8 protein-coding genes, 1 tRNA gene and 2 rRNA genes (1 of these 11 only partly in view) are annotated in these 15123 nt (G+C 51.3%); 2 read left to right on the forward strand and 9 right to left on the reverse strand.

Features of this window, described 5'->3' with window-relative positions; translation table 11 throughout:
- From cas7e to EOV40_RS07510, 6 genes are all read right to left on the reverse strand, one after another.
- Positions 1 to 1059 carry a type I-E CRISPR-associated protein Cas7/Cse4/CasC gene (cas7e, locus tag EOV40_RS07485; RefSeq protein WP_012813184.1) on the reverse strand — a complete coding sequence of 353 codons (1059 nt, stop codon included), beginning with the start codon at positions 1057 to 1059 and terminating at the stop codon, positions 1 to 3.
- Between the two features lie 20 nt (positions 1060 to 1079).
- Positions 1080 to 1640 (reverse strand): type I-E CRISPR-associated protein Cse2/CasB, encoded by a 561-nt coding sequence (casB, locus tag EOV40_RS07490; RefSeq protein WP_128105544.1) that lies wholly within the window; start codon positions 1638 to 1640, stop codon positions 1080 to 1082.
- Positions 1640 to 3295, reverse strand: coding sequence for a type I-E CRISPR-associated protein Cse1/CasA (casA, locus tag EOV40_RS07495; protein WP_128105545.1), 1656 nt, complete (start codon positions 3293 to 3295; stop codon positions 1640 to 1642). The genes casB and casA overlap by 1 nt, the downstream gene beginning before the upstream one ends.
- A gap of 70 nt (positions 3296 to 3365) precedes the next feature.
- Positions 3366 to 6080: a CRISPR-associated helicase Cas3' gene (cas3, locus tag EOV40_RS07500; RefSeq protein ID WP_128105546.1), complete on the reverse strand. Its 2715-nt coding sequence runs from the start codon at positions 6078 to 6080 to the stop codon at positions 3366 to 3368.
- Positions 6081 to 6748: 668 nt separating this feature from the next.
- Entirely contained in the window at positions 6749 to 7411 is a 663-nt protein-coding gene (locus EOV40_RS07505) for a hypothetical protein (protein ID WP_128105547.1), read from the reverse strand.
- Positions 7408 to 8046 (reverse strand): hypothetical protein, encoded by a 639-nt coding sequence (locus EOV40_RS07510; protein ID WP_128105548.1) that lies wholly within the window; start codon positions 8044 to 8046, stop codon positions 7408 to 7410. Before EOV40_RS07510 ends, EOV40_RS07505 begins: the two co-directional genes overlap by 4 nt.
- Positions 8047 to 10396: 2350 nt before the next feature.
- Between EOV40_RS07510 and EOV40_RS07515 the strand changes: the two genes are divergently transcribed.
- Both EOV40_RS07515 and EOV40_RS07520 read left to right on the forward strand, forming a co-directional pair.
- The gene (locus EOV40_RS07515; protein ID WP_128105549.1) at positions 10397 to 11254 is read left to right on the forward strand and encodes a hypothetical protein; all 858 of its coding nucleotides are present in this window, start codon (positions 10397 to 10399) and stop codon (positions 11252 to 11254) included.
- 506 nt (positions 11255 to 11760) lie between these two features.
- A complete protein-coding gene (locus EOV40_RS07520; protein ID WP_128106222.1) occupies positions 11761 to 13434 on the forward strand; it encodes a recombinase family protein in 1674 nt (557 codons plus the stop codon).
- On the opposite strand, the gene EOV40_RS07525 is transcribed toward EOV40_RS07520, so the two are convergent.
- From EOV40_RS07525 to EOV40_RS07535, 3 genes are all read right to left on the reverse strand, one after another.
- A tRNA-Met gene (locus EOV40_RS07525) sits at positions 13391 to 13467 on the reverse strand. The genes EOV40_RS07520 and EOV40_RS07525 overlap by 44 nt on opposite strands.
- Positions 13468 to 13522: 55 nt before the next feature.
- Positions 13523 to 13638: ribosomal RNA gene (gene rrf, locus EOV40_RS07530) — 5S ribosomal RNA — on the reverse strand.
- Positions 13639 to 13744: 106 nt separating this feature from the next.
- A 23S ribosomal RNA gene (locus EOV40_RS07535) occupies positions 13745 to 15123 on the reverse strand (it continues 1365 nt past the right edge of the window).

Raw genomic sequence — 15123 nt, forward strand, 5'->3', positions numbered from 1 at the left:
TTACGACCGACAGAACGCGACAATATCTGCCAACGTCGCACTTTTCTTATCTCCTAAGATCATCTCACATGTTTCATCCACTCCTGCCCCATAAACACGTGCCAGTTCTTCACGAAACTCTTTCAGCGCTTTGACGGAATGTTCCATCAAGTCTGTTCCTCCAACTGGCCGCGCAAAAGCACCAGCCAATGTACGAGGCTGGCTATTTCCCTTTTCCGCCAGCACATATCCCGCACGGGCAAGAGCAGCAAAACTGTTCTGCTTTCCAGAAGGTGAAACGGTCATGGCAGCCTCTGCCAATGCCCCCAAGGCTGCTTCTGCCACACCTGTTTCACCATGTTCTCCAAGATTTTTCTTTAATAAATCACGGTTAATGCAAAGATAGAGATAAAACACACCAGATCCGAAACCAGCTTCGCCTAGAAAGCCTGCACCTGCATCTTCTTCATCCTGCTTCAGATCATCAATAGCCGTATAATAATCATCCTCAACCGTAACACGATGGGTTGTAATGGCATGCGCCACCTGAACAGCGGCCTCACGATTAAAGGATGGTGCACTGGCCAGCATACGCCCAAATAAAGCGATATCTGCCGCTGAATCAGCCCTGTGCAAAAGTGTATCCTGCTCTTTTTTCAGATCCACCTTTTCACCCGCTGCCAAACGATCCGCCATGGCAAGCGCAGCATCACGCTCTGAAGGAGAAATGAATACAAGCTGCTCTGTCCGCGCAGGATTCTTATCCTTTTCGCTTTTCACCTTGCCATAGACACCCGCAACTTCCCGCGCGATGGCAACAGCCTTTTTCTCTTCCACATTCTTGTCACGCAGATATCCCAGAATTTCTTCACCCAGACGCTGTGTGCGCTGACCCATATGCCCAGCCAGAGCTGATGAAAAAATATCTGATGTACGCCAAGCCCGCTTGAGTGCCTGCGAGGAAATACGCAACCGTGTAACGCCACCTACAGTGGCGGTTTTGGGATTACCCGTATCATCACGGTTAACATTGGAGGGTGGATAGAATGTTAAAAGGTGAAGTTGAAGAAAACGAGACATTTTTCAATATTCCCTTTAAATCAATTATGTTTTTCAGAACTGTTTTCGGGAATCCCCGCATTCCAGTAATTATAGACCCACTGGCGCCGCACCTGATCACCTGCGAGATCATCCCATGTATCTTCACGCGGCCACATTATGACAGAACGCGCCAAGTCTGCGACATCCAAAGGTTCGCCCGCCATAACAACAAGCCGTCGAAAGCTTCGCAAACAGTCATCATAGGTTTCCATATCCAGTAACCTACGAAACCGAACCGGTTTGCACAGCGCGGTTGCACTGTCACTTGTATCAGATGGTCCTATCAACCGAGCCATACATGCACCAGTCTTGTTTGCCCGAACATGCGCCAAAACTGCCGCAACCAATGCCAGACGAGATAATTCAGAGTCCTTCTTGGCACCACACTTGTGCACAAGTGCCTGCGTTTGTGGCTCAAAAAGAGCCTCTGTTACAGTTGCACATCGTCGCAAGCGGGCTAGCGTAGCACGGTCTCCAAGTTGTTTTCTCTCAGGATCAGGTTGTAACCCATGCCACCAGTTTACAACCTGCCGAATGGCTTCCTTATTACTGAGGAGCATCAGGATACCTTCTCTGCTATCTTCTGTTTCTTTTTGACGAGTTCAGGGAGACCCAATTCACTCCGTATCTTTTTTCCCTCCTTGCCCATACCTGAAACGGCGGCTCCCAGACGCCTGCGCGCCAGCGCTGAACGCTGCGCTTCTGTTATTCCCGTGTCAGGTTCCAGAATAACGGTAGCATCAAACTCCCCAAGAGCTGACTGAGCCAGTATGTGCAGCCAGGATTTTCTTAGAGCCACCATACCTTCGTCATCTGTTCCAGTTGCATCCTGCAAAATGGCAAAGAAAGAATTTTCTGTTTTAGCCCAGAACCGTTCACGCACATTGGAAAGCAGCGTTACGTCCACAGAAACTGTACCCTTGCCAAACAAGGCCTCCCGAACGCTTCCTCGCAAAATATCTGCCACGTGCACTGCCGCGCTCACGCACTGAAGAGCCAAGGCATCAAGAGCTTTTTGCAACTCGGTATCCAATGAGCCCGGTAGTGGCATTTCGCTTTCCACAAAGCTACGCGCCTTCATATTGTCCATATCAAAACCGGCCGTAAGCAAACGGGCATTTTCTGGAAGACCAATTTCTCCTGCCCGCTCGTTACGCCAATTCGCAACACAACTTGCTGGCAACCGGTTTTTATCGGCACTCTGGGCAACAATACCTGCCCAGTGCCGATAACCAATACCCCCGGGTTGCGGATGAACGGCCAGCCATTCGGTTCCTTCTTTTTGTCGATATCTGGGCGTAAGGGGATGAATTACTGCCCCAGACCCGTAAGGCGTTCCAATCCAACCTGCATATTTCGGCCCATAGGGCCTTTGTCGCCACCCTGACACCAGAACCTCGTCTTTCTGACCAGTAAGGTCGCAGTATCCTTCAGCAACATTTTCAAAATCCAACCGGATCCGCCGCGGCATTCCCCACCAGCATTGGAGGGGATGTGCGTTTTCTGTGGGGCGTACATCCGTTCCACCTTTTCCAGAAAGAATTGTAGGGGCCATCCATGGAAAAACCCTTTCCATGTCATTACTTTTCACAGCCTCCCCATCGGGAACATTCGCCCAGACAATTTCCCATAAACGCGCGTCTTCTGATGGCAAAACCAATGTTGTCAGTGGCCCACCTCCACGCAGGCCCGTCATATTGCCTGCACCACCACTCGGCGCCCATGATTGTAGCGTAAACAATGCCATAGCCGCCGTAGCTCGTCCCAAGCGTCCGACTTGACCGCGGTGTACAAAAAGATCCGCATTCCGCTTCACTGTGCTTTCTCCAGGCGCATCAATCAGCAACCTCTCCACGAGTTCCTGACCGCTTTGAAGATCTTCATAATCCTGCAGGAAACGTGCCCCCGATCCATCTAGCCAGAAAGCATCTGCAACACGCGCAAAAGCTTCATCAAGCTTTTCAACGGACAGTGGATTACACCAATTCTGCCGCCACACCCTTCGATTTGCGGGTGGACAGGCTGTAGCGACAAGTCCGATCAGAAATTCAAAGGATGCAATACGAAAATCGGCTCGTGGCCAGCCAAAATCAACAATTGGGTCTTCTTTAAACCCTTCTACAATTTGAGCAGGTCGAATAATGCTAGATACACCGGACTTATGCCGAACTGGCAGCCATGCATCTGAAATGAGATTTAATGCCTCGTTCACCATTTTTTATTCTAACAACCCCCTTATATAATAATAAAATTTTCAATAAAAATACAAATATGCCTCTTTGTTTTTATGTTAGATTCCTTTTGAATATTTGAAACCCATATTTTTCATCATAGCAGATATCAACATCCTGCCCTTTTCCATTAGATCCGTAGCCTTTCCAGCCCTCTTCAGTCTCACTAAGAAGCAACAAAAGAAACTGGTCTTCTGCTTCACGCTCCCAACGCGACCATTCTGCACGGGCTGCATCAAGAGCTTCCACCTGAGTGTCAGCAACCGGACATACCGCAAGCATATGCTGTGCCACTGAAACTTCAGAAAGCGCCCAAGCCCGTTTCCGCTCATGCGGTAAAGCAAGAGCCGTTTGTTGTAGTGCAGCCCAAGGCCATATCTGTCCCTCTTGCATAACGCCCAGACGTACCGTTACGTACGGACGCTCTTCCAACCGTGTTGATATGCGAACGTCCCGCTCCCATAACGCACTATCTGGAGTGTATCCCGCATCATAATTCAAAACATTCCGGACAGCTGCGCCACGTGCTGCGCGGCCTTTTCCTTCTGCTTCATCACTGGCCATCATGAGCCCATTTGGCACATCAGAAGTATCAGCAGCCTCTTCAATCAACTCCCGTATCATATCGGGGCTACGTATTTGCCCTTTGCATTGCAGCACTTTTGCTGTGCGCCATAACAGGGCAGGATCACGATACACGGCTGCGGTGCCGGGCAAAACCCGGTTGATCCACTGCGGATCTGGATCAGTCACCGGATCGGGTGAAAAAATGCAAATTTCATCACAATCAACAGGACGCTGCGCACGTTCATGTCGGCGTAACCGGCCCGCGCGCTGGATAATCAGATCCATAGGTGCCAGATCTGTACAAAGTACATCAAAATCAAGATCCAGAGACTGCTCAATAACCTGACTGGCTATCAAAACCCTTGATCGATCTGCAGTGGTTCCGTTCTTTCCAAACCGAGCAAGCACCTCACGCTCGATCGCCAAACGGTCCACCATGGCAAAACGCGCATGAAACACCATGACATCAAGGCCTTCTGCCTCCAAAGCTTTTGCCGAGGTAATAACGTCATCGACCGTGTTACGAACCCATGCCACAGCTGCACCTTGAGCTGCCGCATCAGAAACATATGCCATGATGGATGATGCATCGCTCATTTGCCGAACAGCAATGTTACGCGCCAGACCGGGACGAGGCGCGCATGGAAGTTCCTCCGCCCCATCTTTCCCAACAAGCGTAACAAGTGGATAAGCCTTACAAGACAAACCGACAGGCTCTTTCTGACATAGCCCCTCTCTGAATGCCGTCACCAGTTTCTGGCGCACAGATTTGGTCAGTGTCGCGGAAAGCAGAATTGCAGAGCCTCCCATAGCAGCATGGAAACGTAGTAAAGCCACCATTTCCTCCTGCATATAAGGATCGTATGCATGGCATTCATCAACCACCAACACCTTACCGGCCAGACCAGCCTGCCTTACGGTTGCAAACCGGACTGGCAAGACAGCCATCAATGCCTGGTCAATAGTCCCCACTCCTACCTGCGCCAGAAGCGCACGACGTGATTCATTTCCCAGCCATGCTGAACAACAGATTTCGGCCGTGTCATCACGGCCTTTGTTTACTGTTGTGCTATCCAGTGCATCATCTGGGGCCAGAACCGAGACAAACCGCTCATCCAGCAAAGCGCGTCCATGTGCCAGAGCGAGAGAAGGATGAGAGGATGGCTGGAACAAACTACGATACGCAATGGCCAGCCGATCAAACATGGCATTGGCCGTTGCCATTGTCGGTAAAGCGACAAATAGCCCGGAGGCATGCCCAGATGCCATCAGCCGATGCGCAGCCACCAATGCAGCTTCTGTTTTACCAGAACCCGTCATATCTTCGATCACGATCAATGTCGGGTCAGCGGGAAAAGATGCCACTTCCAGCAAAGCCTGAATTGGCGAAGGATTACGAATATGAGGAAATAAACTCGCAATACCCCGAAATGGTGAAATATGTGCAGGGCTGAGGCCTGCACTCGCAATCGCAGCTTGCGCCCGATGAAGTGCCTGATTCCAAAAATAGCCTGAAGCATCAGCCACGTCTTCAGGCCGGACATAAGGAAACCATTCTTGCCGTGACCCGATCCAATCAGCCTGAACAGTCAAACCTGCGAGGCGCCATTCCAGTTGCAGCAGATCCTCCAGAAAAGAATATGACGGAATGGGAGGCGGACGAAAAATATCTAACAAAACCCCCACAATTTTGTGAGCATATGGCGCCAATAGTTTAAGATCGGCATCCTGGGATTTATTTCCGTCCGATGAAACAGGTTGTCCATGATGCCCCGCTACGGCACGCCATAATTGTTTTTTATCGGCAGGTGACCAATCAAGACCATCTGTATTTGTACCAAATAACGGTGCCAGTTGATCCTTACAGACATGATCAAGCAGGAATAAGCCATCCGCATCGTGACGTGATATCACAACCTCATCGGGACAACGTCCAAATGCCTGTTCTGGCCAGCATTCCGGAACTTTCGACTGAAAAGCAGGGGTCAACTTGCCAATATCATGTAATGCAATCAGCATACCTAATTGACGACAATCCAACCCCAAACATTTGCTCTCTGGGAGTAAGATTGCCACCGCTGCCACATCCAGCATATGAGCAATAAGTGGATGCATAGAAGATATAACTTCTTCCGCTTCAGCTACTGGCCGCGCCTTACCCCAAAAGAAATTCAGACTATTATCTTCTACTGTATCCGGCATAATTTATCCCGCTCGTTAATATTTTGGAAAAAATTTCGTAAAATTCCATCAAGCGCTACAGCAATATAGGTAACACGGAAGGTGAATTACGACCTCTTTTTCCGTTTACAGAGATGGACTAGCGCAAACTTAGAATAAAGATCTTCAGATACAAGGTTACATTGCCAAGCTGATATGATGTATGACCACTGGTGACCTTACAATAACTTTGTACCTCCCTCTTTTCCGAAATAACGGCTTTTTTTCCCCAACCTGGAAAAGTCTTCTGCCTGAGAACAGGCAGAAGACCGGGAATGTGTCAGATTCGCAATGCCACATCCAACACGTTACAGGCGGCGTCAAAATCTTTTACAAGACGCTCCGTCAGCAGGGTGTTTCCGTCCACATGGTGGTTTTTCCCATCGCGCACGCCTCGCGCGCAGTAACATGGGAAACCCGGTGACACAAACGCGTTCAACGCTTTTCCTTTTATGGGGAGAGAGGCAATGCTCCTCGAAAGCTTCTTCAAGACATGAAGTAATATAGTACCTTACGGTACAAAACCCGATACTCCGGGTATTCTTTTGGCATTCACGCCTCCTGTCATGTAAAGCCTCAAGTAGAAATAAAAGGGGACTGCATGTCTTTGCAGTCCCCTCACCGCTCAGACGTGATGCACGCCTGAGCGTTTATTCAAAGTCCCGAAAGGCCCCGCCTTCCATCTGCTGCCACCCACGGATCTTGCCAAACGGTTCTGACGTCGGTGGAGGCGGCACCTTGGCCCCAGAGAGCGCCATCATCATGTTCAGCCGGCACATCGAAAGAAGTTTGCGCAGCACAACGCGCCCGAGTTCCACGCGTGTCAGAGCTTCATTCTCATACCACGGAACATGCACTTCAGGATCCGTATACTCGGCGATTTCAGCCAGCGTATAATCCCCCGTTTTGCCCAAATCGAACATGCGGGACATTTTATACAGACACAACAGATACGGCGGCTCATCCCATGGCGCCCCGAGCAGAGTGTGCAGGAACGCCATGTTATAGCCTGCAAGACACAGAGGCAGTGTCTGTCCGTGTGGGAACAGCGCATTGAACAGCCGGTCATCGATGACATGGCTGCATCCCCCCGTCTCTCCCGGCACCTCCTCGAGGTGACCGTGACAGACCTGACCATTGATTTCCACGCGGATATGTCCTTCACGAAAGAGGATGTCATACCATGCCAGAGAGACAGGCAGCCCCTGACGGAGACGAAAACGCCCACTCACGCCCGGTGCGATGTCGATGAGCCGGATGGTGCCCTGTTTCCAGATCGGAAGCTTCTGGGAAGCCTGTGTCATGTTGTTCATGATCGGACTCCCTCAAGCGCAATTGCATCCACCAGATTGATGCACAGCTTCCGCAGCGTTCCGGGTTGGGCAAACTGATCCAGCCAGATACACACGGGCGCAATTGCATGTGCGCGGTAAAACGCCATGCGCTTATCAAACCGCTGGAGCCATTCCTGTTCCTTCTGGTTGCGCGTGATACGATCAGATCCGCAGCACCCAACAACCTCGATGAAGAGAGAGGCCTGACCTTTTCTCAGTGTCATGTCGGCACGGTAATCACCAGCCTGCTGGAGGATGGGCTGATGCACATCCAGCTTCATATGACGGCGCAAAAGCCCCTGCAGCATGTCATAGACAATGCGTTCAGGCAGGGAGTCCATGGTTTTCCCGTCTCTGGCGACAAGACCGGGATGAGGCAGACCGGGCCAGCGCTGCGCTGCGAGACGCTGCACGCGAGCCCATTCGCGCGTACCGCTATCTCCCAGAAAGACAAGATGTTGTCCTTCTGCCCCAAGAAAGCGGCAGATATGGGCATTGGGTGGAGCCCCCAGTTCTTCGGTCAGACGTTTATACACCTGAAGATCATGCTCCGTTGGGTAAAACGGGGAAAAAGTTGACCCGAGAGCACGGAATTTTGTCAAAAGCGTCGCCATGTCTATAATCCTGAATTGGAGTTCACGAAGGAAACCGGCCCCTGAGGGGCCTTCCTTTTCTGGGGAGGCAGGCAGAGCAGCCTCGTAAACGTCCAAATCCCGATGCACTTATGAAAACATGCGGCTTCAGACAGAACAGTTCCGTGGGAACGCTCTCTCCTGAGCAGGCGTCACAGGCTTCTGAGAGTCCACGTACCGTGCGTAATGAGCGATGCAACCAGCAAGCCACCAGAAAATCTGGATATCTGACACCATGATGCGCACGTTTACGCTGACATCTGCTCGCCGCAACACGGCAAAAACACAGTTGAGACAGACGCGTAAGTTTTCCCGCCCACAAGTATAGACGAAGTGCTTTGCAGTAATTCTCAAAGTGCGCCTTATCGGCTGTTTCCGGCCCCGAAAGGGATATTCAGACGATTGCAAACGTTTGGAAAAACCTGTCCTGCGATCTTTTTCTAAAAATCAAGTCATGAAAAACCAGATTTACCGGATATGTTGTACAGAATATACATGTTTCTCGGCGACACATTTGAACGCGTTGTTGCGTCATCTGGCATATTTCGAAAATGAAGCCTCTCTCAAATCCGTGGAAATGTTAATTTTATACGCACATTCCGCCTCTGCCATCGGCAAGACCCTCTATCACCGGACATGCAAAATTTTTCGTTTCGATTTCGACCATATTCCGATTTCGATAATTATTTTTTGAGAGTTTTTGCAACGCGTGCAGTGGAAGGGCATTTTTTATGACAGATCATTCTCGGTATTTCGGCAGTTTTTTTGTTGGTTGGGACGAGTGCTTGCGCGACATATTTTGCGTCAAGTCATTCATGTGTAATGCTTTTCGCGCTGCGAGCGGGGTGTCTCGCGATCCGATTGGGTGCCGTCAGGCGCGCAATCGGTAGAAGTGTTTTTCGGTGCTTGCACCAAAAACACGGTATCGTGCCACTTTTTTTAATCCTTGAAATTTTATTACATATCATCATTCTATTTTGTAATTTTATTTTTTCTGCATTTTTTTCCACTTTTCATGATGATATGCGTCTCTTTTGCAAGGCTCTTGTACAGAAAATCATCAGGATTGCCTCCTGAATGGGTTTTGGCGTTTTTCTGGTGCCTATTAGCTTAAATGGCGCTTCCACGTCTCTACGGCGATCCTGATGGGTTTTATGGCATGTTTGTTTTGTGGTGCTTCTCTCTCTTTCTACCAGTGTCGTGTTGGAGGGGGTGTTCTGGAGGTCGATTTTGGGGTGTTTTGGGGGCAAAAATGGCCTCACTGACATACCCCCTTTGAACTCTTGCATTTTGGTCGTGTTTTCGGCGCTTTTCTGCATGTATGACGCTATCTGCCCGATTTCCATGTCAAAAAGTGTCGAAATCGGGGATTTTTGTGCAATAAGTGTCGAAATCGAGCATCGACACTTTTGGTCGTGTTTTCGGGACTTTGTCTCCATGTATGACGCTATCTGCCCGATTTCTATGTCAAAAAGTGTCGAAATCGGGGATTTTTGTGCAATAAGTGTCGAAATCGAGGAAATGTGTCAATTCTGTGGCAAGCGTCCGATTTCTATAGCCAAAAGTGTCGAAATCGAGGGTTTTTGTGCAATAAGTGTCGAAATCGAGGAAATGTGTCAATTTTGTGGTAAGTGTCCGATTTCTATAGCCAAAAGTGTCGAAATCGGGGGTTTTTGTGCAAAAACTCCCGTTACCGCACTCAACGACCGAAAATGCGACCAAAATGTCGTGTATGCAGTTTTGTCGCGTTTTTTGTCTCAAAACCCCGATTTCGACACCTAAATCGCTAAAAACGGTACTTTTTGCGATTTATCGTGTTTTTGTCCTGTTTTCGTCCACTTCGTGCATATATCGTTCGGATTTGGCGATTTTGGCGTTTTATCGTAAACATCATGTATAGAAGATTTTTTCTGATAAAATCAGAAATATATTTCTTCAGGTGTATTCCGTGTCTGGATATTTTTACACAAGACATCTCTTATATTTACTTGAAATATGATGGATAAACCTCTTGAATAACTTGGAATTTGAACAAAACGATCCGGCTCTTAACCTCAAGCTGCAATGCCACCTGATCAATGTGATCCGGAAAAAAAGTCATGGCGCGCGCTCTGAAATCACTCCGACAGACTTGCAGATCATGTTTTTGGAGCACAGGTTACGCTTGCGGATCCAGAATCCACCCCGCGGACACCAGACTGCGACCTTCGCCGCTTTTATCGACGCCCTTTCCAACGCCTTGAGCCCAGAACTGCAAAACCTCATTCTGGCCTCAGGCTCCCGAAATCCCTCTCTTCAGACAGATCGCATGCCCAAACCTGTTTCTGGCGACATGACGCAGGCTCTGGCTGTCTTTTTTCATGAAGAACAGATTTGGAACTTGCAGCGTCAAATTCGCGAAGCTTACGAACGTTCCGGTTCGACCACACCGCGCTATGAATTTTGCAATTATGTGCAGGATCGCACCCTGATAACCGGTACGCCGCGTGGCATTCTGGGCCGGGCGCTCCACATTGCGGCACGACAATACATATATCATCCCGAGCTTCCCCTCTCGCTGCAACGTTGTCTGCACGCGTTGAACGAGACGCACGGCGCCGAAGATCTGCTTGTGCCACCCTGTGAGTTTCGGGGAGGATCAACACAGAAAAACACTGGTAAAAAATCCCGAAAACACACGCTCAGCCTGGCGACATTCAAAACGCTCAAAGCATCCTATGCTTCCGTTCTTCCTCTTCTCGCAGCCATGGACGTGATCTGGTGTGGACGTTATCTTCCCTCTCATCCTCTTTCTGCATGGACCGGTTCACAGGAGCAGAGCGGTCGGGACTACCGTCCCGGACATAGCTTCATGGACACTCCGGAAGATCTCGATATTGCCAGGCGAACCCTGTCTTACACCCGCTGGTTTCGGAACTGGGGACTGCAGCATGGCTCTCGCAAAGCGCAGAACAGACTGCTTGATCCGGCGATAACACCCGAGATCGAAAGTGATGTCCCTGAGGCGTACGCCATGACAGCAATGCCCACCACAATGGATCAGACGCAGGAAAGTGCCGCATCTCGCTCCTGCGCCTCAGGGGCATTCGCCCTGCCTCTTGCACCTCTGCCCGAGCCCCTTTTCAAGGCGCTTCAAAGCTATCGGGATTCCAATACCAAAAAACCAGAAACCGGAACGGGTGAAGGCTAAATCATTTAAGCCTCCACCCTCTTCCCGGAATCTGAAAGTTTCTGCTCATTGGCACAGAAGGGGATATGTCATGAGCAGCAGACTATCGTTTCAGGACCTGGAGGAGACACAGGGATGTCAGATACCGCCCGCACAAAAAATGGCACGGGCATTACAGGAACTTGTCACACGTCTGGCGCGGCAGGCTGCACGCGCCCATGTCCTCTCGAGCCTCTCTTCGAATGCACTCCAGAACGCAACCGCATCAGAACGGAAAGTCTGAAATTTATCTTGCCCACAACGCTGTGGATCAGGCACAGTCAACTGGTGTAATGCAGTGCTCACACAAAGAGCATCAGGGATCCTCACGCATACACGGCCCTAATAGTGATCGATCTGTTGGCCGCCTCACCATTTTCCCTGACATGACATGCCGCTATCTGACTGGTGCCTGCGCAACCACACGCCTCTTTTCGGGGAGTCCATCTGCGGCCAGTCTCTCACAGGAACTCGAGAGACCGTCCATGATGAAAGTTGCCCTGTACGCCCGTTATTCCTCTGACAATCAGCGGGATGCCTCAATTGAGGATCAACTCCGGATATGCCGCGCCTACGCGGAAAAACAGGGCTGGCCGATCGTCCGGGATTATACGGATCATGCCGTCTCTGGCGCCTCTCTGTTCCGCTCCGGTATTCAGGCCCTGATCGCTGATGCGCAGCAGGGGCACTTTACGGCCATTCTGACCGAGGCCCTGGACCGTCTCTCACGCGATCAGGCCGATGTCGCCACCCTGTTTAAAAACCTTCAGTTCATGGGTGTGCGGGTCTTTACCCTTTCCGAGGGAGAAATCACCCCTCTTCATATCGGTCTCAAAGGCACCATGAACGCGCTGTTCCTGAAGGATCTGGCGGAGAAGACCCATCGTGGTGTGCGTGGACGCGTGGAACAGGGCAAGTCCGGTGGCGGCAATGCCTATGGTTATGATGTGGTCGCAGAAACAGACGGACATGGCAATGTCATGCGCGGCGCACGTGTCATCAATGACGCTCAGGCCGTGATCGTCCGCCGCATTTTTCAGGACTATGCCGCCGGAAAATCCGCGAAAAAGATTGCCGTGTCCCTTAATGAGGATCATGTCCCCTGCCCGACCGGTGGCGCATGGGGATTTTCCACGATCAACGGCAATCGAACGCGCGGCACCGGTATTCTGAATAACGAGATATATATCGGTAGGTTGGTGTGGAACCGGTTGCATTACCTCAAGGATCCGAAGACCGGCAAACGCGTCTCCCGCCTCAACCCCGAAGCCGCCTGGGTCATACGGGACGTACCGGACCTGCGGATTATTGATCAGGATCTGTGGGATGCAGTCAAGGCCCGCCAGAAAACCCTTGAAGCCAGCCCGGATATCAGAGCCGGTCACAGTCACGACCATTTCCGCGCAAGACGCCGTCCGAAATATCTGTTCTCGGGCTTGCTGAGGTGTGGCTGCTGTCAGGGGGGTTACAGCATGATCTCGAAACACCTGCTTGGCTGTTCGAACGCCCGCAACAAGGGCATCTGCGCCAATCTTCAGAACATCCGGCGCGAGGTTCTGGAAGATCGGGTACTGGATGCCCTGCGACATCGTCTGCTGAACCCGGAACTTTTCAGACTGTTCTGCGAGGAATTCACCAAAGAGGTGAACCGCCAGCGTCTGCAAGGCGCTGTCGACATCACGGCAGCTCAGGCAGAATTCTCGAAGGTAAAGGGCAAACAGGAGAAGCTTCTCGATCTGTATCTGGAAGATCAGGTGAGCAGGGAGAGCCTTGCTCAGCAGAGCCTGAAGCTTGAAACCCGCAGGACAGAACTCGAGGCTCTTCTGGCCAGTTCCAAAGCCCCGCCTCCCCTGCTTCACCCGGAGATGGCCGGCGTTTATCGTGAGCAGATCTTCCGCCTGCATGAAGCTCTCAATTCTGAACTGGAGACCCAGCGTCAGGAGGCTGCGGAGATTGTGCGCTCGCTGATTGAAGCCATTATCCTCACGCCGTCTGATGATGGCATGCGGATTGACGTGCGTGGCGATCTCGCCAGCATTCTGACGATTGCGTCTGGAACGCAAAAAAGCGCGGACGCTGGTATGCGTTCACGCTTTGATCCAAGATCGCAATTTGAGATGGTTGCGGGGGCAGGATTTGAACCTGCGGCCTTCAGGTTATGAGCCTGACGAGCTACCGGGCTGCTCCACCCCGCGGTTGAAGATGTGTTGAAATTTGTAGGGGTAAGATTTGTGTAGGGTGGATTGGAAGACCTGGCGGCGACCGACTTTCCCGTGGCTTAAGCCACAGTATCATAGGCGCTGGGGGTTTTCACGGCCGAGTTCGGGATGGGATCGGGTGGATCTCTCCCCGCCATGGCCACCAGGTCATCCAGTCCACCCTGTAAGGGGTGTGGAGGACGGTTGGTTATGAAGAAGTAGGCGTTATATGGATGATTTCTGTGCACGGGCTGTCCTTTTAAGGGGACAGTAAGAGAGTGAGCCTATTGGGTGATTAGGACCAGTTAGCTGCACGTGTTACCACGCTTTCACACCTGGCCTATTAACGTGGTGGTCTACCACGACCCTCAGGGAGACCTAGTTTTGAGGTGGGTTTCCCGCTTAGATGCTTTCAGCGGTTATCCCTTCCATACTTAGCTACCCGGCGGTGCCGCTGGCGCGACAACCGGTGCACCAGAGGTATGTTCATCCCGGTCCTCTCGTACTAGGGACAAATCCTCTCAAGTCTCCAACATCCACGGCAGATAGGGACCGAACTGTCTCACGACGTTCTAAACCCAGCTCACGTACCACTTTAATCGGCGAACAGCCGAACCCTTGGGACCTGCTCCAGCCCCAGGATGTGATGAGCCGACATCGAGGTGCCAAACCTCCCCGTCGATGTGGACTCTTGGGGGAGATCAGCCTGTTATCCCTAGAGTACCTTTTATCCGTTGAGCGATGGCCCTTCCACGCGGGACCACCGGATCACTATGGCCGACTTTCGTCTCTGCTCGAGCTGTCACTCTCGCAGTCAGGCGGGCTTATGCCATTGCACTCAACAGCCGGTTTCCGACCGGCCTGAGCCCACCATCGCGCGCCTCCGTTACACTTTGGGAGGCGACCGCCCCAGTCAAACTGCCCACCATACAGGGTCCCGGATCAGGCTAACTGACCACGGTTAGACATCAGAAAAATTCAGGGTGGTATTTCAAGGATGGCTCCACAGGAACTGGCGCCCCTGCTTCAAAGCCTCCCACCTATCCTACACAGAATGTCTCTGATGCCACTGTAAAGCTGCAGTAAAGGTTCATAGGGTCTTTCCGTCTGACCGCGGATACCCCGCATCTTCACGGGGAATTCAATTTCGCTGAGCCGATGCTGGAGACAGCGGGGAAGTCGTTACGCCATTCGTGCAGGTCGGAACTTACCCGACAAGGAATTTCGCTACCTTAGGACCGTTATAGTTACGGCCGCCGTTTACCGGGGCTTCAATTCAGCGCTCTCACACCTCCTCTTAACCTTCCGGCACCGGGCAGGCGTCAGACCCTATACGTCGTCTTTCGACTTCGCAGAGTCCTGTGTTTTTAATAAACAGTCGCTACCCCTGGTCTGTGCCACCCGCCAATGGTTGCCCACCAACGGGTCTCGCTTATCCCGAAGTTACACGAGCAATTTGCCTAGTTCCTTCAGCATCGTTCTCTCAAGCGCCTTGGTATTCTCTACCAGTCCACCTGTGTCGGTTTCGGGTACGGTCTATACGCCAGAGCTATTTCCTGGAATGCTCCAAAAGCCAGGTCAATCCGTTAAGACCTGACAACATATCGCATTCGTCACTTCTGGCAGGTACAGGAATATTCACCTGTTTCCCAT

This window comes from Acetobacter oryzoeni (genome assembly GCF_004014775.2).
In the GTDB taxonomy this organism is placed as follows: Bacteria; Pseudomonadota; Alphaproteobacteria; order Acetobacterales; family Acetobacteraceae; genus Acetobacter; species Acetobacter oryzoeni.

Excerpts from the sequence above, each read along its gene's own strand:
- cas7e (WP_012813184.1), bottom strand. The coding sequence starts at position 1,059 with ATGTCTCGTTTTCTTCAACTTCACCTTTTAACATTCTATCCACCCTCC.
- casB (WP_128105544.1), bottom strand. The coding sequence starts at position 1,640 with ATGCTCCTCAGTAATAAGGAAGCCATTCGGCAGGTTGTAAACTGGTGG.
- casA (WP_128105545.1), bottom strand. The coding sequence starts at position 3,295 with ATGGTGAACGAGGCATTAAATCTCATTTCAGATGCATGGCTGCCAGTT.
- cas3 (WP_128105546.1), bottom strand. The coding sequence starts at position 6,080 with ATGCCGGATACAGTAGAAGATAATAGTCTGAATTTCTTTTGGGGTAAG.
- EOV40_RS07505 (WP_128105547.1), bottom strand. The coding sequence starts at position 7,411 with ATGAACAACATGACACAGGCTTCCCAGAAGCTTCCGATCTGGAAACAG.
- EOV40_RS07510 (WP_128105548.1), bottom strand. The coding sequence starts at position 8,046 with ATGGCGACGCTTTTGACAAAATTCCGTGCTCTCGGGTCAACTTTTTCC.
- EOV40_RS07515 (WP_128105549.1), top strand. The coding sequence starts at position 10,397 with ATGACGCAGGCTCTGGCTGTCTTTTTTCATGAAGAACAGATTTGGAAC.
- EOV40_RS07520 (WP_128106222.1), top strand. The coding sequence starts at position 11,761 with ATGAAAGTTGCCCTGTACGCCCGTTATTCCTCTGACAATCAGCGGGAT.